This window comes from Nesterenkonia sp. (assembly GCF_029265375.1).
Classification (GTDB): Bacteria; Actinomycetota; Actinomycetes; order Actinomycetales; family Micrococcaceae; genus Nesterenkonia.
The window spans coordinates 57,796-75,172 of the sequence record NZ_JAJUJJ010000014.1; the positions used below are offsets into that span (position 1 = coordinate 57,796).

Consider the following 17,377-nt stretch of genomic DNA (forward strand, 5'->3'; position numbering starts at 1 on the left):
GTCGCCGCTTCTGCGGTTCATGGGATGGGGATCAGGGCGCGCTCGCCGGAGGCGTCCATGGGCACATACGGCGAGACGAAGAGAATCTCGGGCTCCTCCTCGTGATCGTGCCCGCTGGCTCGCACCATCGAAATTTGGAAGCCCTTGATCGAACTCACGTCTGACGAGCTCTCGCGGATCTCGCGCCGGATGAACTCGACCAGCAGCCGGTAGGAGGCGGTGGACTTGATGGCATCGAACCCTTTGTCCATGCGCTGCAGGATCTCACTGCAGACGTCGAACACCGCCTTTTCGCTGCGGCGACTGGCGAACCAGATGGCCTGGTGCATCTTCCGGTCGGCAATCAGCTCGATATCACGCCATCGCGACGTATTTCCTTCCACGTCCAGGGTCCGGTACAGATAGTGATAGTCGTGGGTGGCAGGATTCGGAGCGAAGAACTTCCAGTTCGGCAGAACAGAGAAGTGGTCGCGCACCTGTATGCGGTTGAACACAGGGTTGGGATGCTGGGTGGCTAGAGTGGCCACCAGCATCGCGGAGGCACCGATTCGGGCAGCGGCGCCGGGTCCGGTGAACAGAGACTTCAATGTGGATGCGGGTTTCATACCTGGGCTTCCTCGCTTTCCAGTGTCTTGGCGGGTGCATCCTCGGCGAGCGACTCCGCGTCCGCAGAATGGTCGACACCGCCGACGTGGATTCCGCAGTGCTCCTGCAGGAAAGCGATGATCCGGGCGGCAGCCAGATGCGCGTGACGGGCATTGGTGAGGATGCTGTCGTGGTCGGCTCCTTCGATAACACTGACCTCATGGCTGCCCGAGGCATCCTGATGGGACTTCGCCAGCTCGTGGTACATCAGGAGCTGCTCGGGATCCCGGTCCACGGTGTTTTGGGCAGCGAGAACCAGACCTGGAATCTTCAGGGCGGGCATCTCGGCGTCGTACTCACGGAACTCTTTCTCCACGGCGCGCCATTCGCGTGCGGCAGCCCTCCACAGCCGGGCGTCAGAGTACTGAGCGTAGACCTTGTCCCGGTAGGCGAGGGGCAGGCTGTCCAACCACCGGGGCCGGCTCATCAGAACGCCGGTTCCCAGGCGCAGCGCCCATGCCGCGGTGGTCAGGGCGCCTTGCAGGTTCCGGGCCCCGAGGCTCTGAGCCTCCGAGCGCTGGAACTCCGCGGGATGGGAGGGGTCCAGATACACCACCCCAGCCAGGCGCTCTGGGGCAACCTGGCCGGCAGCTCGGCGCGCGAACTCTCCACCTAGGGAGTGTCCGACCAGGACGACTTTGCGGTCGTTCAGCGCGGTGACGGTGTGGATCAGATCCACCAAGTCGTCCACAGATTCCTGGAGGATATAGTCCCGACGGCAGTACCGCTGACTGCCGGCGTAGCCCGCCCGGGCGTAGACGATGAGGCCGCAGTCCGTCTCGGTGATCATCTTTTCGCTGATCCAGGCAAAGTGCTCTGAGGTAGAGGCAAGCCCAGTGCAGAACAGCAGGATCGGTGAGTCGCCGTCGTGCGTTCCTCCCGATTCGAACTGCAGCTGGTTCCCGTGACGGGTGGTGATGATCCGGGAAGTATCCCACCCCTGGAGTGTCTTCATGCGCTTCTGGGCGGCTACTGCGCCGGAATACGCAATCGCACCGGCCAGCACTGTCAGCGCGGTGCGAACCAATCTGTCGTCCCGATCAGCGGCTTCCGGCAGAGACTTGGGCATTGCGGTGTAGGCCACGAATGGGTGCATGGATGGGAACGCTGTCATGAAGCGGCCCAGCCCCATGACGAATCCGTTGACCACATGGAAGCTCGCCGCTGACGCGAGGAAGGGCCGCACCAGCCTGCCCGAGCCGATGTAGACCAGCGGGAAGAGGCATTCCATGGCCAGTACTGCATGCTGGGCATAGCGTGAGGCTCGTGGGTGCTGCTTCGCCCAGCGGTAGACCTTCTCGAATCCGTAGGTCTTGGTGCGCATCACTCCTGGCAGGGCCTCACCGTTGCGCCATTTGTCGCCCAGCAGCTTCACCCAGCCGGAGGCCGCGTAGGAGAGGTTCGCCTGGATTGCGATGTACCACAGCAGAGCGTCTCTGGTCTGTGTGGAGGTGCTCAGCCGTGCAGCTCCGGCTGCGGTCTGGACCAGCAGGGAGACCTGATCGGATCCGTCAGTGCCGAACCGGTGCCGCGGATAGAGGATGGCCGTCATGCCCCCGAGGGCAAGGTTTCCTGCTCCGCGCCAGCGGCTATTGCCTGGCAGCATCATTGCCACGCTGAGGGCGGCGCGGGCTGTCTGCAGACCCAGGGTGACCTTGCGCCGTCCGATGACGTCCAGCACTGAGCGGAACAGCGGGTTGTTGACTGCCTCCTCGGAGCGCATGATGTCCCAGTCGTTGAGGCCGCCCTTGTCCAGGTGGCGACGCTGGCTGAGGTATTCCAGGGAGGAGGTCAGGGTGGTAGCGGCCACGAGCCGTTCAGAGATGCCCAGGGCGCGATCCCGGGTCAGCGGAATCGGGCTGAAAACGGCAGAGGAGATCTTTCGGACCAGTTTCACGGGATGTCCTTCTGAAGCAGAGTGCGTGTGAGGGGCAGAGGGTTGTGGGGACGCAGTTGCGTGCACCCCCACAACCCTCCGGAAAGACCTGATCAGCAAGGGGTGCCTGCTGACCAGTTGCGAGCCCCGAGCAGGGGGTCAGCCGTTGGCTCCGGCATGCTCACGCCCCATGTCATAGGCCTGCAGCGTGATCCATGCGTATCCGGCTGCGCCGACGAACGCTGCCGGGGTCGCCATGACCGGGTCGAGCCCCGGGTTGCGCATTGAACTGTGCTCGCTCAGCTGCGGCTCAGTTTCCCTCTCAACCTTTTCGATTATGTGTGTCACTTATACTTCCCTTCACGAGTATTAATTCACGCGTAGTGCTTATTCAAGGCGCAACTTCACGGCGCATGAATTAGTACAAAATTGAACGAGCTCGCCTGCAGTGGGCTCAGTTGACGACTCGGCCCACTGTGTAGGCGACACCCACACCGGTGACTCCAGCGGCAGCGGCACCGACCACCTTCTTGCCGAGCAGAGCGGCAACGACGGCGGCCGGCGTTGCCATGACAGGGCTAGCTTCCCGACGGAAACCGCTCTTGAGCTCTCCCAGGTCCTGGCTGTTTACGAAATCAGCGACTCTTGTTGACACGTTGGTCCCCAATCCTCACTCTTAGAGTAGTTCAAATTTTTACGATGTTTCCTGTGGCCAATGCAGCTGCATTATGGATCCAGTGGCCACACAGGACATTACGCAGGACCTGAACAGGCGCCAAGATTTGCCTCAATTTTCTGCGCAAACTCTTACTGTGTGTTGAGGTCGCGTTAAGCTCGCAAAATCTTTCTGAGCACACGCAGGCCAATTCCGCTATCCGCTGATGCGGTTCATACTTGCCGTTTCCAGGGCGAGCGAGGCCGCACTGTCCTAGTCCAGGGGCAATGGGTTGAGGTGGGAGACTGCCAGGTGCCCGCCCCGGGAATCGAGGTAGTACAGCTGAGCAACCACCGGAAGGTCGGAGCTGAGCACCATCCCATAGGGGGCATCCAGAAGCACGGCCTGCGGGTCTATAAGATCGTTGATCCTCTGGTGCAGCACCCAGCGGGCCGGCACTGTCACCTCAAATGGACCCACCGGCTCCTGGTCCTGGTAGTAGATCATCAGCTGCAGGCAGGCATCGTCGTCGCCGGTATTCAGCAGGCAGAGCGTATTGCGGCTGGTGAACTCCGGTTCTGAGCCCGTGGACTGGCTGGGGGCGAATCCGGCGGAGAACACCCAGTGAGTCCGCCCCAGCGCTGCTCCCGGTTCAGGACCGCCTTGACGGCGTCGTCCGGCAAACGTCATCAGATCTCCTCCTCTCCGAGGATCTCGCGCAGGTAGCCGTTGAGCAGTACGCCCTGGGGGTCCATCTGCCGCCGGATCTGCTGGAAGCTCCGCCATTCGGGGTACATCTCTACCAACTGCGGCGCGTTCAGGGTGTGCTTCTTTCCCCAGTGAGGGCGGCCTCCGCAGTCCCAGAAGATCGGCTCGATATCGTCGAAGTAGTCCTTGTACGGCAGCATGTGGTTCTGCAGCAGTGCGATGGTCATGGTGGGGCGGCCGTGAGCATTGGAGAGCATCGCGTCATCCGCGGCTATCGTGCGCACCAGGACCCGCCAGCCCACTTGGGCCCGGTGCCGGGACTTGATGCGCTCCCGAATCTGCTGGAAGGCGGCCAGCTGCGTGTCGAGCGGGAGCATGTACTCCATCTCCTCGAACTTCATCATCCGGTCGTTGGGGATGATCTCGTAGTTAGGACCGGTCTGGTCGGTCTTCAGCCTCCCCGGCGGCGTCATCTGCGGCTCTTGTCCCGGCTTGTTGAGCATGCGCACCTGGGCGAGATCGCTGCGCGGGTACCAGTAGAAGTCCACGCTGCGGTTGGTCTCGATCAGCTCGGCGAAGTGCTCCAACACCCAATCGATATGGGTGATCCAGTTCTGTCGGTGCAGCTGGTGGGCCTCCTCCAGCTGCAGGGTCAACGAGGTGAGGATCCCCAGCGCACCGAGGGAGACCTGGGCCGCGCGCAGCAGGGGATCGGCGACGCCGGCATCTGCGTCGACGCCGAAGGGGACTTCCTCCCCCAGGCCGTTGACCAGCCGGCCGCCGATCATAGTGGAGGACAGATTGCCCAGGGTGATCCCTGAGCCGTGGGTTCCGGTGGAGATCGCCCCGGCGACGGCCTGGTAGTCGACGTCGCCCAGATTCTGCATGGCCAGGCCGCGCTCTGCCAGTTCTTCACCCAGCTCGCGCAGCCCTGTTCCCGGAAGCACCCGGGCGGTGCGGGCCTGCGGGTCAGTCTCCACCACCCCGGTCATCCTCTCTAAGGAGACCAGGGTGTCCTCAGTGGTGAACAGCGGCACCGAGGAGTGTGCCGGCCCCACAGGCCGCACCGTGATGCCGTCATGCCGGGCTCTGCGCACCAAGCGGGCGACGTCGGACGTCCGCTTCGGCCTGGTCCGGGCCGATGGCGCACAGCTCACCGATCCGGACCAGTTGGTCACGGTCCCCGGCGGGGCCATCAGGTTCCGGCTGGAGCGCGGCCTGGGGTCTTCTCCGGGGTGTACTCCAGATTGCCCAGGGTGCCGGAGAGAACGTCCTCGGCGGTGACCTGGTGGTTGATCACCGAGGAGGTCCAGCCGCCCCACTGCGAGGGGTCGATCTCATCGCCGTTGCGTCCCAGGTTCTTCAGCCGCTGCTGCTCGTCCTCGGTGAGCTTCTGAGTGGGCAGCGGCTCCAGGTGCCGCACGTCGTCGGCGGTCATGTTCAGGTACTCCCCCACGCGGTTGCCGTAGTCGTCGTGGATCATGTAGAGGTGCCACAGCATGCGCTGCTGCACGTCGGCCTCGCAGTCGGAGAGCATGGTGCCCATGACCTTGACCAGCTCGTCGCGCTCCCAGTCGTTCATGGTGTTGTACCTGCCGCGGGCGTGCAGGTAGTCGTTGGTGCGCTCCAGGTTGGAGGCGGTGAGCCGGCCGGTGACCTGCGGCGGGTTGTTCGGCTTGGCCTCGGCCTCGGTGAGCCCGTTGTGCAGGCTCGGCTCGTAGTTGACGTGCGGGTTCTGCCCGGGGGCTAGGTCCACTGAGTAGCTCATCTCGCCGCCGCGCTGGTTAGTGTGCACCCGCCCCTTGACTCCCTTGGGCTGGTTCACCGGCAGCTGCAGGTAGTTCGGACCCACCCGGTAGCGCTGGGTGTCGGAGTAGCTGAAGGTCCGGCCGACGAGCATCTTGTCATCGGAGAAGTCCAGACCGTCCACCAGCACGCCGGTGCCCATGGCGATCTGTTCGCTCTCATTGTGGAAGTCCTCCACGTTGCGGTTCAGCGTCATGGTGCCCACGTGCCGCAGCGGGAAGTCGTTCTCCGGCCAGATCTTGGTGTCGTCCAGCGGATCCCACTCCAGCTCCGGATGGTCATGGTCCTCCATCAGCTGGACGTAGAGGTCCCACTGTGGATAGTCGCCGCGCTCGATGGCCTCATAGAGGTCCTTCGAGGCTGAGCCGAGGTCCTGGCCCTGCACCTTGGCGGCCTCCTCCTCGGTCAGGGACGCCACGCCCTGCCGCGGCAGCCAGTGGTACTTCACCAGCACGGTCTCACCCTCGGCGTTGACCATCTTGTAGGTGTTGACCCCGAAGCCCTCCATGTGGCGGTAGGTGGCCGGGATGCCGCGGGGGCTGAACAGGTGGGTGAGCATATGCATCGACTCCGGCGTCTGGCTCATGAAGTCGAAGATCCGGTTGGGCTCCTGCCGGAAGGTCACCGGATCCGGCTTCAGCGAGTGGATGACGTCGGGGAACTTGATGGCGTCGCGGATGAAGAAGACCGCCAGATTGTTGCCCACCAGGTCCCAGTTGCCGTCCTCGGTGTAGAACTTCACCGCGAAGCCTCGCGGGTCGCGCGCCACCTCCGAGGAGTCCCGGCCGCCGATGACGGTGGAGAACCGGATGGCGAGCTCGGTCTTCTTCCCGGGCTCCTGGAACAGCTTGGCTCGGGTGTATTTCGACGCCGGTTCGTCTCCGATCTTTCCGGTTGCTTCGAACTCGCCGTAGGCCACAAAGCCGCGGGCGTGCACCACTCGCTCGGGGATGCGCTCCCGGTCGAAGTGGGACATCTTCTCCAGGAAGTGGTAGTTCTCCAAGGTGGCCGGACCCCGGCTGCCGATAGTGCGCATGTTCTGGTTGTTCGGCACCGGGTGGCCCTGCCGTGTGGTGAGGGTGCGATCATTCTCAGCCAACGGATTCTCCTTACTGTGTCTGCAGGTGATTGCGGACTGTCGGATGGTCAGTTCTCGAGTGTGCGGGTCAGTCGTTGAGCTGGGGGGTCAGCGTCTGCCGGTCGGTGTGGAAGGCGCGTTCACGGGCATAGCGGTGCACCTCATCGAGGGTTTCGCGCTGCTCGTCAGCGGCGCTGACCAGCTCATCGAAGACACTGTGCGGAACCCCAAGCTCGTCGGCATAGTCGGAGAGGACCTCCCACCCCTGCCGCTTGGCGGTGATGGCCGCGATCATCAGCTCGGTCTCCAGCACCAGAGCCGAAGGAGAGCGTTTCAGCGGAGGGCGGGCAAAGGGCTTGAGCCGGCTCAGCCGCTCCCCGGCCCAGAAGAGAGGTGCGACGACGCCGGGCCGCGGGAAGCCCTGCCGCTTCATCAGCTCATTGAGCCAGCGGTGCTCGGAGGCGATGGCCTCGGCCACCTGGGACAGCTGCGGGTAGACCGGAGTGTCGTCGAAGGCCGAAGCCATGGCCTGGATGCGCTGCAGCCCGGCGGTGGCCCCCGCCAGATGGTCGGACATGTAGCCGCGCAGCAGCCCCGCGTCCACTTCCTCGGGGATGCTGTGCCCGGCCGACGGCAACGGGTGGGAGGACATCGGAGACTCCCCGCGCGGGCGCATCGGCACTGAGGCTCCTCCGGCACCGGCAGTCATACCGTCGAGCAGCTCGGCCAGCGCCTCAGCCCCGCTGACCTGCGGCTGCCAGCCCAGTTCGGTCTTTGCCCGGGTGGTGTCCATGATCGGCACGCGGGCGGCCATATCCAGCCAGCCCTCATCCATGGACAGCAGGTGTGCGCGGTTGAACGCCTTGACCAGCGGGCGCACGGCCTGCAGCGACAGCGGGATGCTGGCTCTGCCGGAGCGCCGCTGGGCGACGACCGCGGCGATGGTTTCGGCATCCAGGATGTCGTCGGCGGCGATGTTGAAGGCACCCTGGGCTCGGCGGATGACTGCTTCGGCGTAGGCGCGGGCCACATCAGCGGCGTGCACCGCTTGACTGCGAATACCAGCCGGCATGGGAACCATGGGCGGACGGAGCACGTTCAGCAGCTGCACAGGCATCAGTGTGCCGGCGAAGTAACGCTGGATCTCAGTGCCGGCGGCCTGCTGGAAGATCAGAGCGGGTCGGATCCGCGCCAGGGTCATCTCCGGGTGGAGTGCTTCGATCTCATCCATCACCCGCTCTTGGGCGGCCTTGTCCTGGCTGTAGTGGGAGCCTGCGATGCCGCCAGTGGGCCAGGATTCGTCGCGAGCCTCGTCGTCGTCCACCGGCGAGTAGGCACCCACGGAGGAGGCGACGACGGCGTGCTTGACTCCGGCCTGGGCCGCGGCTGTGAGCACGTGGCGGGTCCCGTCCACGTTGACCCGCCGCAGCAGGTCCCGCTTGGAGTTGGGCTGGATGAGCCAGGAGAGATGGACGACGGCGTCGACCTCGGCGAACAGTTCGGCCAGCTGGTCCTCCGCCTGCGGGAATTGGACGTCCACGGCGGCCCACTCTGCGTGCCGGTAGGGCTCGGCCTGCGTATCCGGGAGCCTGCGGGCGATGCCGAGGACGGAGGTGATCTCCTCCCGTTCGGCGAAGTGGTGTAGCAGCGCTGTCCCGGTGTTGCCGGTGGCGCCGACGATGGCTGTGCGCATGTGCTGACCACTGCTCCTTCGTGCACTCTAAAGGGTGCTCACGGCCTCCAGTGTCACCACATAGAGCTGAAAGTCGGCCGAACAGATCCTGAATCCAGCCCTGACCTGGGGCTTCGGCCCTCAGCCCCCTCCCCTGCAGCATCGCCGAGGGATTCTTGGCCGGCTCCCGCATCTCGGCGTCCGCCCTATTCGAGGAGTTCGCGGGTCAGGAGCTCGGACAACCAGGATTGATAACGCCGGCCGGTCCAGCCGCAGTCCTCCACGCAGGTGAGGTAGACCGCGGGACTGGTCAGCACCATGGCCCGGTCCACGGCTTCGTCCACGGCGATGCCGAACCGCAGCGACTGTGCGGAGGGTGAGTCGATCAGGGCGCGGAGTGCGTCGCGGCGACGGCGGTTGCCTTCCGCATGCAGCGCGGCGACGGCAGGGTCTGCACTGGCGCGGTAGGAGGCACGGATCAGGGCATGTCCCCCGGCGTAGAGACGCATGCTCCATTCAGCAAACAGGTGGAGCCGTCGTGCAATGTCGGGCTCCTCGTTCATGCGGCGCGCCCAGTCATCGCGGTCGACGCGGTCCTCCAGGGCGGTGAGCAGCGCAGCCAACAGGCCGGCTTTGGAACCGAAGACTGCATACACAGTCGGGGCGGACACTCCGGCCGCCGCGGCAATAGCGGCAATGGTCGCGTCAGCGAAACCGCGCTCAGCGAACAGCCGCTCCGCTGCATCCAGCATCGCACGCCGGTTCCGTGCTGCGGCCTCAGCACGGCGACTGGTGTCGTAGCGCCGTGCGCTCGGGCATCGCCGACCGCTGACGGCGGGGGGTTGTGGATCATTGGTCACCGTGACAGCATATTCGATAGAGTCCACTATATCGAATAGGAGCAGATAATGACTCGAATCGCGATCATCGCGGGCAGCACCCGACCTGACCGCTAGGCGCTCGACGTCGTGTCCTGAATCAATGAGGTGGTCGCGCGCCGGGGCGGTGACGCTGAGTTTGACATCCTCGACGTGGCCGATTTCGACTTGCCGCTGCTGGACGAGCCGGTGCCGCCGATGATGGGTGACTACCGCAACGAGCACACCCAGCGTTGGGCCGACGCGATCGCCTCCTACGACCGGTATGTGCTGGTCACCCCGGAGTACAACCACGGCCCTTCGGCCGCGTTGAAGAACGCCTTGGACTACCTGTACCGGGAGTGGAACAACAAGGCGGTCGGCTTCGTCGGGTACGGGACTGCCGGAGGCACTCGAGCGGTGGAGCAGCTGCGTCTGGTAGCCGGTGAGCTCCAGCTGGCAGCAGTCCGCAACCAAGTCGCTTTGTCGCTGAAGGACGACTTCGCCGATATGCACGCGCTGACACCGCAGCCCCACCAAGAGCAGGCGGTCGAGGCCATGCTCGATCAGTTGATCACCTGGAGCAGCGCACTCCGCGCCGCACGAGTGGCGTCATGACCGGTTCACGCCCCTCGATACGGACGGCGCTGGTCGTCGTCGACATGCAGAACGGATTCATCGCTCCGTCCGCCGGTGCTGGTGTGCCTGGCGCGGAGCGTGCCGTCGCGGCCGTTTCGAACTGGATCGACTATGCCGCCGCCCGCGGCTGGCCGGTGCTTCTGACCCGCGACGTCAATCCCTTCGGTGGAACCGGCTCGAGCGCCGAGCACGACGCGGCCCTGCACCCATCGGTGACGAGCCGCGGGACAGTGGTCGACAAGGGGCCGGGCAGCGCAGGAGGCTTCTCCGGCTTCTCCGCCATCCCCACCGCCACCGGCGCGCCGCCGTCCACAGGCGGACTGAGCGGCCTTGCCGAGCAGCTGCGCACCGCAGACATCAATGAGTTGGTCGTGATCGGAGTAGCCGCCGACGTCTGCGTCGCCGCGACCGCCCGCGACGCCCGCCGTCTGGGCTATCACGTCACGGTAGATCTGAATGCCACCGCCTTCGTCGGAGCCCATCCAGGAGGCAAGGCCGCTGTCATCGAGGAGCTGCGCGGCTGCGGCGTCGAGATTGAAGGACGGCAGCCAGAGTAAGCACTGAGCGGCAAACCGACCGTTGCGGACCTGCTGACCGCCGCATGCTCGACGGAGTCCTCTTCGATCCCACAAACAGATCTGCCCCGCCATCAGGCGAGGCAGATCTCGTTATTCTCATTCGATGTGGAGGTAACGCGACAGTGCTCGAACCTTGCCCCGTCTCTACAGCTGGCGGTCTCGTCGCATCGAGAGATCCGTCGTCGGCGGAGGCCAGTAACAGTCACTCAGGAGTTCAAGGAGCGTCGCATGCCTCCCATTGTCGCTCGTGAGTTGCTGGCCGCGGTCTCCACGAGCACCTGGTCGAGGATCTCGGCCTGTCCGGTCACCTCCAGCCCCTCGTTGCGCTCGATGGCGGCGTGGAGACCGTCCGGCCAACGCTGACGATCCGCAACCCGGCCACGGGCATCGTTGACCAGCTGCACCCGTCCATCGGTGACGAGGTAGTGCACGTCGCGTTCGACCAGCGCATGCGCGTGCAGCGCGACATGCGCCGCCGTCAACAGGTCGACGTGCTCCTGCGCGTACAGGTCATCGATCCCGAGCGCCGCTTCGACACGGGCGAGGCCTGCCTCGGTGAACGCGACACTGCGCCGGTCGCCCTCGACCTGATAGTGCTCGTCATCGGTCAGGTCCGCGATGATCTGCGCCAGGGATGTCTCTTCCGGTTGCGGGTCGGCCTCGCCGGCGATCACCAGCGGCACCATCGCGTCATCCAGCAGCACGGCATCGATCTCATCGACCACTGCGGCGTCCAAGTCCGGTACCAGTCCCCGGGTCCCGGGGACGCGTTGGCAGTCGCGCAGCAGATCGAACCCGACCTGGTGCACCGTCGCGTACACAATGTCACTGCGGTACGCCTCGGCACGTTCTACGTCGTCCATCCAGTCGATCACGGCGTTGCAGGTCAGACCGAATGGGGAGAACAACGACGCACCAGCGCCAGCATCTCGGCCCGCCAGATAATCGTTCGCCGAGAGCACATGCACCCGCCGACCAGCCGCGGCGAGGCCGGCCGAGACGAGGAACCCGACCAACGTCTTGCCCTCGCCCGTGGCCATATCGACCACCCGGCCGCGTAGCATGCTCGCTGCGGCGAGCAGCTGCACCTCGAACGGCTCCAACCCCAGCCGACGCCGCGCCACCTCGCTCGCTAGGCCGAGAAAGCTCACCAGGTCGTCGTCATGGTCCAACGCGATCGATATCGACCCGGTCCAACGTCTCGTGAGCTCGTCGTCGGTGAGGCGGCGAAGCGATGCGCGCTGGGAGACGATGCGCTCGACCAGCGGCGCGTACATCTGCAGGTTCGCCGTGCCAGGATCCTGGCGGAAACGACTCACCCACCTCAGAGTGCGCTGCCACCACGCCCCCTGTCCGCGCAACGGCTCGGGCCCGACCAGCACTTCACGCTACCTGACCACTCTGACCGGAATCAGGGGAAGAGCTACGGCTGAAGCCGTAAGGGCGGTCCAGGTCATGCCAGTTCGGCGATGCCGACGCGGAGGGCGAAGAGGGCGAGCTGCACGCGGTCTCGGGATTGGGTCTTCGCTCGGAGGTTGCCGATGTGTGTCTTGATGGTGGGCATGGTGAGCCATAGTTCGTCGCAGATTTCTTGGTTGGTTCGGCCTCTGGCGATCAGGCTGAGGATGTCGCGCTCGCGGGGCGTGAGTTCGACCTCGGCGCGACTGTCGGTGTGAGATACGCCGCCACGCGAGGTACCTGGTTGCTGCCGGAAGGTCGTGAAGAGTCGGCGGGTGGGTCCGGGTGAGATGACGGCCTCGCCGTCGTGGACCGTGCGTATCGCGGCGACCACGTCGTCGGGGGCGGTGTTCTTGAGCAGGAAGCCTGATGCGCCGGACTCGATGGCAGTGAGTACGTATTCGTCGGTGTCGAAGGTGGTGAGGACGATGATCTTGCTCGCCGTACCGGTCGCGATGAGCTGCTGGATGGCAGCGAGCCCGTCGAGGGTGGGCATTTGGATGTCGAGGAGCAGGATGTCTGGAGCTGCGCGGTTGTGCTGGCGGATGGCGTCAGCTCCGTCGATCGCCTGCCAGAGCACACGCATGTCGGGCTGCGCGTCAAGGATCATCGCGAGTCCCGCGGTGAACAGGGGTTCGTCGTCGGCGAGGGCGATGGTGATCATGACAGCCTCCACGGCAGAGTTGCGGCGACGCTCCATCCGCCGGTGGTCGGGTCGGGGCCGGCGGTGAGTGTGCCGCCGAGGGCACGTGCCCGTTCCTGCATTCCAATGATCCCGTGGTGTGAGTCGCCTCGTGCGGTGCGCGATTCACCGGATGCCGTGTTCAGAACGGTCAACTTGACCGCCGCGTCGTGTACGACGATGCGAACGTTCACTGCTGCACCGTCGGCGTATTTCAGCACGTTGGTGAGGCTCTCCTGGATGATCCGGTACCCAGCGAGTCCGACCTGATCGGGGATGGACGAGAGGTCGCCTGCGACCTGCAACCGGATCGCCGCTCTCGTGTACTGCAAGTCGCTGATGAGCTCACCGACGTCCCGCAGCGTGTGCGTGGGGCGTATGGGGGCGTCGCCGTCGTCATCGGTGGCGAGCACGCTGATGAGATCGCGCACGTCATCGACGGCGGTACGGCTCAAGCGCCCGATGTCGGCGAGTACCTGATCGGTGCGCTGCGGGTCGGTTCGGATGACGTAGCGGACGCCTTCGGCCTGCACCGCGATGGTGGTCAGAGAATGGCCGAGCACGTCATGCATCTCGCGGGCAATGCGGGTCCGTTCCTCGACAGCGGCGAGCCGCCGCTCGACTTCCTGTCGGGCTTCCAGAAATGCCGTGCGTTCAAGGGCCTCGTCATAGCGTGCTTTCCGGTGCCGTCGGACGATGCCAGCCAGGACCGCGACCGTGATCAGCGCCGCAGTGGCGGCGGCGATCACCAGCTTGATCATCCAATCGGTGTCCGCCGTGGGCGTCGGTGAGGTGAGCACCGCCATGCCTGCACCGACGTAGATGGCGGCGACGTATCCCCACCGCCACGGCGGAAGCATCTCCGTCTGCGTGGTGTACGCCACGATCAGGCAGACCGCGCCGGCGAACACCGTCAGCTCCTGCACCACGACGAGATGCAGGACGAGCAGAACGCCGATGACAGCGAGAGTGAGACGCGGGCGCATGCGGCGGAAGATCAGAGCGACCGAGCAGCCGAACACGATGATGCTGTAGGCCGTCTGCTCGGGTGTCGTGAACGACAGGGTCGGCCGGCTGATCGCGCCGAGCACTCCGACGAACACCGCCAGGACGAGATCAGCGACCCAGGGGTACTCCTGCCAGGCAGTACGGAGCCGGTCACGGGTCGCGGGGCTGGTGAACGGTTCCATACCCAACCAGCCTATGGCGCGGGCATCCGGCGCGACTCATACCACGGTATGAAGACCGACTTCGTGCCGCAGCACGATCTGCCACGCGACTGATCCGGGAATCGTGGATGGGGTGACCGACCCGACTGAAACGAGGCATCCATGACCAGCGTCATCACCACCCGTGGACTGACCAAGCAGTTCAAGACCCACACGGCCGTCGACTCCCTGAACCTGGACGTTCCACAGGGCCACGTGTACGGGTTCCTGGGGCCGAACGGGTCGGGCAAGTCGACCACGATGAAGATGATCCTGGGCCTGACCCAGCCCACCAGCGGCGACATTAAGGTCCTGGGCGAACCACTCACGCGTGCCTCCCGCACCAAGCTCCTGCCGTCGATCGGGTCGATGATCGAAGCTCCTCCCGGGTACGGGCACCTCACCGGCCGGGAGAACATGCGGATCGTCCAGGACATGCTCGACCTGTCCACCCCGCAGATCGACCACGCGCTGGCCACGGTCCGGCTGACGGAACAGCAGCACAAGCTCGTCCGCAACTACTCGCTGGGCATGAAGCAGCGTCTCGGCATCGCGATGGCACTCGCTCGCGATCCCGCGCTGTTGATCCTCGACGAGCCGACGAACGGCTTAGATCCCGCCGGGATCGAGGAGATCCGCATGCTCCTGGTAGACCTCGCGGGCCGTGGAATCACGGTCATGGTGTCGAGCCACCTGCTCGATGAGATCGACAAGATGGCCAGCGTCCTGGGCATCCTCTCCAGCGGGAAGATGATCTTCCAGGGCAGCCGCGACCAGCTCTTCGAGCAGTCCGTGCCCGATCTGATCATCGAGACCTCCGACCCGCACGCCGCCCTCGCACAAGGACTCACCGCGACCCGGGTTCCGGAGGGCATCCGGATGAGCGGGATCGACAAGGACCAGACCGCGAAAGTCATCTACCAGCTCGCCGTCGCAGGTGTCCCGATCTACGAGGTGCGTCGTGTCGCGCAGAGCCTCGAAGACGTGTTCATGGACCTCACCGGCAGGGGTGGTCTGCTGTGAGGCGCGCGATCCGGCTCGAGTTCCGCAAGATACGCCGTCTGCGCACGTTCCTCATCACCGCGATCCTCGTCCTCGCCGTCGCGGGCCTGTCCAGCTTCTCCCTCTTCGCGGGCAGCACGAAGGAATCGTTCACCGACCCAGACGCGATGCCCTGGGCAGACCTGATGGTGACCTACACCCTCATGGCCGCGATGACCTCCCCGATCCTCGCGGCCGTGCTCGCCAGCCGACAGACCGACATCGAGCACTCCGGCACCGGCTGGACCCTCGCCTCCACCGCCGGCTACTCACCCGGCGTGCTGTGCCGGGCGAAACTCGTCGCGCTCAGCACGGTCCTGCTGCCCGCCGTGATCGTGCAGACCCTGCTCGTGATCGGCATCGGCCTGTTCGCCGGTATCCGCGTGCCCCTCGATCCCGGGCCGTGGGTCCTGTACACCGGGCTGCTGTTGCTCATCGATGTCGCGTTCCTCGCGCTGCACATCTGGCTCGCGGCGGTCGTGGAGAACCAGCTCGTCTCCGTCGGCGTCGGCGTGCTCGGCGCGTTCCTCGGTGTGTTCACACTCCTCACTTCGACCGCCGTCGCCCGACTCATCCCCTGGGGGTACTACGCCATGATCTCCCCGATCGGGCAACAGGGAGACCGCCTGGTGTATCTCACGCCGCCATTCGGATGGATCGCTGGCTTCCTCATCCTCGTCGGCATCGTCTTCGCCGTCGCCACCCGACGTCTCGACCGGATCGAAAGGTAACCCCGTGCTCCGCGCAGAAATCCTCAAACTCAAGCGCTCCGCCACCTGGATCATCGCGCTCATCCTCCCGCTGCTGGCCGTCACCACCGGGACGATCAACCTTGCCAACAACCTCGACACCCTCGACGCCGGATGGGCATCCTTCACCTCGCAGGTCACCCTCTTCTACGGGTTACTGTTCTTCTCCATCGGGATCGGCCTGATCGCGTCCACCGCCTGGCGGATGGAACACCGCGGCACCAACTGGAACCTCCTCCTGACCACCACCCGGAAACCGGTCAAGCTGGTCATCGCCAAGGCGCTGGTCATCATGATCCCCGTCGCGTTCATGCAACTCGTCCTCGTCGCAGGCACCCTGATCTCGGGCACGCTCGTACTCGGGCTAGATGGAGCGATCCCGTGGCAGTTCGCCCTCGTCGGCGCGATCTCCGTGCTCGCGGCACTGCCCTTGATCGCGATCCAATCGCTGCTGTCGATGCTGCTCAAATCGTTCGCCGCACCCGTCGCGATCTGCCTCCTCGGCTGTGTCGTCGGCGTCGCCACCGTCACCAGCGAAGCCCTCCGACCACTGAGCTTCATCTGGCCGCAAGCCATCAACACCCGCGCCCTGAACCTCGGATCGACCGCTCTCGCAGGTTCTGGCGGGCTCACAGCTCAGGACGCGCTGCCGCTCATCGGCACGGCTCTGGGCTTCGCACTGGTCATCGTCGTACTCACAGTCACAACGATCCGAACAGTGAAGCTCCGTTAGACCGTGCACAGATACGCCCGTCGCTTCCTCTTCTCTGATCTCGTCTCTGGTAGCCGGCGATCGCCACTGTCGCAACCGTGACCACACTGGTAGGTCTGTGCTCCACACCGTCAGCCTGGGCTCTTTCCGTGAATTTATGCGCTATTCCGCTGGTCGGTCTTCCTAAGTGACCAGGTCAGAGGCAGCCCAGCAGGAGGGTCCGGCGGTTTTCGAGACCGCCGGACACTCCCGTCGTGCGAGATGGCTTGCTCCGCTGGTTGCTCCGACGCGCTCGCTCCATCGCCCAATCGGGCCGCTGCTCTACGACTGTCTCAAGATCGTGTTCGTCAGGTCCGGGTCCGCGATCGTGTTTAGCGAGTTCGGGCACCAGCCGGTCAGCTTCGGCGATGCGGTCCTCATCAGTCCGAACGTGTTGTTCAGCGCCGAACCCGAAGGTCTCGTCACTCTCACCGCGATCTACGTTGATACCGACTTCGCGCTCGATCAGTTCTTCTGGCAGCACTCGACGGTCTTGCATGACCGGCTCGACGCGCAAGGGTTTGCCGAGAAGGTCTACTCCGAGCCGGCCCAGGTCCTGCGCCTGGGCCGGGACCGAGCGGGCATGGTGACCCCGTGGCTGGATCACCCGAATCAACGACTAAACCCCCGGGTCTCTGCGTGGACGCCGGAGAAGATAGTCGAACAGCCTGGGCTCACATATCAGACAGATCTTTGCGGTTGTCACGAAGGAGAGCTCGGAAGTACCCGAACCCTGCGACGGCGTGGAGAACCGCTCCAGCGATGCAAAGCACTCTGCCTGCGGCTCCGACCGGGTGGAGTGCGGGGAGCAGGCTGAGTCCGATGAGCGCGAACCCTGACATGAGCGCGGCAGTGCGCATCTTCCCGACTCGGGAGACCTTCGGCGCTTGTGAGGGACGGGTCACCAGGTAGGTGATGACGAGTGCAGCGTCGACGGCTGCGATGGTGAGAACCACTCCGAAGGAGAGATGACC

General features: G+C 64.9%; 17 protein-coding genes and 1 pseudogene. 5 read left to right on the forward strand and 13 right to left on the reverse strand.

Going from position 1 to position 17,377, the window contains the following annotated elements; translation table 11 throughout:
* Positions 1-17: 17 nt before the first annotated feature.
* From Q1K09_RS07475 to Q1K09_RS07510, 8 genes are all read right to left on the reverse strand, one after another.
* Positions 18-605 (reverse strand): hypothetical protein, encoded by a 588-nt coding sequence (locus Q1K09_RS07475; RefSeq protein ID WP_110098360.1) that lies wholly within the window; start codon positions 603-605, stop codon positions 18-20.
* Entirely contained in the window at positions 602-2,542 is a 1,941-nt protein-coding gene (locus tag Q1K09_RS07480; RefSeq protein ID WP_300344343.1) for an alpha/beta fold hydrolase, read from the reverse strand. The genes Q1K09_RS07475 and Q1K09_RS07480 overlap by 4 nt, the downstream gene beginning before the upstream one ends.
* Before the next feature lie 138 nt (positions 2,543-2,680).
* On the reverse strand, positions 2,681-2,869 hold the full coding sequence (locus Q1K09_RS07485; RefSeq protein ID WP_300344344.1) for a hypothetical protein: 189 nt from the start codon (positions 2,867-2,869) through the stop codon (positions 2,681-2,683).
* A 580-nt stretch (positions 2,870-3,449) separates the two neighbouring features.
* Positions 3,450-3,866: a sensory rhodopsin transducer gene (locus Q1K09_RS07490; protein WP_300344346.1), complete on the reverse strand. Its 417-nt coding sequence runs from the start codon at positions 3,864-3,866 to the stop codon at positions 3,450-3,452.
* Positions 3,866-5,080, reverse strand: coding sequence for a D-arabinono-1,4-lactone oxidase (locus tag Q1K09_RS07495; protein ID WP_300344347.1), 1,215 nt, complete (start codon positions 5,078-5,080; stop codon positions 3,866-3,868). The genes Q1K09_RS07490 and Q1K09_RS07495 overlap by 1 nt, the downstream gene beginning before the upstream one ends.
* Positions 5,080-6,789 (reverse strand): catalase, encoded by a 1,710-nt coding sequence (locus Q1K09_RS07500; protein WP_300344349.1) that lies wholly within the window; start codon positions 6,787-6,789, stop codon positions 5,080-5,082. Before Q1K09_RS07500 ends, Q1K09_RS07495 begins: the two co-directional genes overlap by 1 nt.
* A gap of 67 nt (positions 6,790-6,856) precedes the next feature.
* A complete protein-coding gene (locus tag Q1K09_RS07505) occupies positions 6,857-8,461 on the reverse strand; it encodes an NAD-dependent epimerase/dehydratase family protein (protein WP_300344351.1) in 1,605 nt (534 codons plus the stop codon).
* Between the two features lie 185 nt (positions 8,462-8,646).
* Positions 8,647-9,192 (reverse strand): TetR/AcrR family transcriptional regulator, encoded by a 546-nt coding sequence (locus Q1K09_RS07510; RefSeq protein ID WP_300344352.1) that lies wholly within the window; start codon positions 9,190-9,192, stop codon positions 8,647-8,649.
* Between the two features lie 234 nt (positions 9,193-9,426).
* Here Q1K09_RS07510 and Q1K09_RS07515 point away from each other — a divergent pair, with 234 nt between their 5' ends.
* On the forward strand, positions 9,427-9,915 hold the full coding sequence (locus Q1K09_RS07515; RefSeq protein ID WP_366909162.1) for an NAD(P)H-dependent oxidoreductase: 489 nt from the start codon (positions 9,427-9,429) through the stop codon (positions 9,913-9,915).
* Positions 9,912-10,493: an isochorismatase family cysteine hydrolase gene (locus Q1K09_RS07520; protein WP_300344353.1), complete on the forward strand. Its 582-nt coding sequence runs from the start codon at positions 9,912-9,914 to the stop codon at positions 10,491-10,493. The genes Q1K09_RS07515 and Q1K09_RS07520 overlap by 4 nt, the downstream gene beginning before the upstream one ends.
* Before the next feature lie 227 nt (positions 10,494-10,720).
* Here Q1K09_RS07520 and Q1K09_RS07525 read toward each other — a convergent pair whose 3' ends face one another.
* The 3 genes from Q1K09_RS07525 to Q1K09_RS07535 all read right to left on the reverse strand — a co-directional run bounded on the left by Q1K09_RS07525 (position 10,721) and on the right by Q1K09_RS07535 (position 13,844).
* Entirely contained in the window at positions 10,721-11,833 is a 1,113-nt protein-coding gene (locus Q1K09_RS07525) for a hypothetical protein (RefSeq protein WP_300344354.1), read from the reverse strand.
* A 134-nt stretch (positions 11,834-11,967) separates the two neighbouring features.
* Positions 11,968-12,636: a response regulator transcription factor gene (locus Q1K09_RS07530; protein ID WP_300344355.1), complete on the reverse strand. Its 669-nt coding sequence runs from the start codon at positions 12,634-12,636 to the stop codon at positions 11,968-11,970.
* Positions 12,633-13,844, reverse strand: coding sequence for a histidine kinase (locus Q1K09_RS07535; protein WP_300344356.1), 1,212 nt, complete (start codon positions 13,842-13,844; stop codon positions 12,633-12,635). Before Q1K09_RS07535 ends, Q1K09_RS07530 begins: the two co-directional genes overlap by 4 nt.
* A 141-nt stretch (positions 13,845-13,985) precedes the next feature.
* On the opposite strand from Q1K09_RS07535, the gene Q1K09_RS07540 reads away from it, so the two are divergent.
* From Q1K09_RS07540 to Q1K09_RS07550, 3 genes are read left to right on the forward strand one after another with little or no spacing between them, the layout of a single operon-like run.
* Positions 13,986-14,885: an ABC transporter ATP-binding protein gene (locus tag Q1K09_RS07540; protein WP_300344358.1), complete on the forward strand. Its 900-nt coding sequence runs from the start codon at positions 13,986-13,988 to the stop codon at positions 14,883-14,885.
* Positions 14,882-15,634 carry an ABC transporter permease gene (locus Q1K09_RS07545; RefSeq protein ID WP_300344359.1) on the forward strand — a complete coding sequence of 251 codons (753 nt, stop codon included), beginning with the start codon at positions 14,882-14,884 and terminating at the stop codon, positions 15,632-15,634. The genes Q1K09_RS07540 and Q1K09_RS07545 overlap by 4 nt, the downstream gene beginning before the upstream one ends.
* A gap of 4 nt (positions 15,635-15,638) precedes the next feature.
* Positions 15,639-16,385, forward strand: coding sequence for an ABC transporter permease (locus Q1K09_RS07550; RefSeq protein WP_300344360.1), 747 nt, complete (start codon positions 15,639-15,641; stop codon positions 16,383-16,385).
* Between the two features lie 175 nt (positions 16,386-16,560).
* Here Q1K09_RS07550 and Q1K09_RS07555 read toward each other — a convergent pair whose 3' ends face one another.
* Together Q1K09_RS07555 and Q1K09_RS07560 are read right to left on the reverse strand one after the other, a co-directional pair.
* Positions 16,561-17,010 (reverse strand): hypothetical protein, encoded by a 450-nt coding sequence (locus Q1K09_RS07555; protein ID WP_300344361.1) that lies wholly within the window; start codon positions 17,008-17,010, stop codon positions 16,561-16,563.
* A gap of 67 nt (positions 17,011-17,077) precedes the next feature.
* Positions 17,078-17,377: pseudogene (locus Q1K09_RS07560) on the reverse strand (CDP-alcohol phosphatidyltransferase family protein); the annotation flags it as partial.

Coding starts and splice junctions, on each gene's coding strand:
- Q1K09_RS07475 (WP_110098360.1), bottom strand. CDS start 605: ATGAAACCCGCATCCACATTGAAGTCTCTGTTCACCGGACCCGGCGCC.
- Q1K09_RS07490 (WP_300344346.1), bottom strand. CDS start 3,866: ATGACGTTTGCCGGACGACGCCGTCAAGGCGGTCCTGAACCGGGAGCA.
- Q1K09_RS07495 (WP_300344347.1), bottom strand. CDS start 5,080: ATGGCCCCGCCGGGGACCGTGACCAACTGGTCCGGATCGGTGAGCTGT.
- Q1K09_RS07505 (WP_300344351.1), bottom strand. CDS start 8,461: ATGCGCACAGCCATCGTCGGCGCCACCGGCAACACCGGGACAGCGCTG.
- Q1K09_RS07510 (WP_300344352.1), bottom strand. CDS start 9,192: ATGCTGGATGCAGCGGAGCGGCTGTTCGCTGAGCGCGGTTTCGCTGAC.
- Q1K09_RS07520 (WP_300344353.1), top strand. CDS start 9,912: ATGACCGGTTCACGCCCCTCGATACGGACGGCGCTGGTCGTCGTCGAC.
- Q1K09_RS07530 (WP_300344355.1), bottom strand. CDS start 12,636: ATGATCACCATCGCCCTCGCCGACGACGAACCCCTGTTCACCGCGGGA.
- Q1K09_RS07535 (WP_300344356.1), bottom strand. CDS start 13,844: ATGGAACCGTTCACCAGCCCCGCGACCCGTGACCGGCTCCGTACTGCC.
- Q1K09_RS07540 (WP_300344358.1), top strand. CDS start 13,986: ATGACCAGCGTCATCACCACCCGTGGACTGACCAAGCAGTTCAAGACC.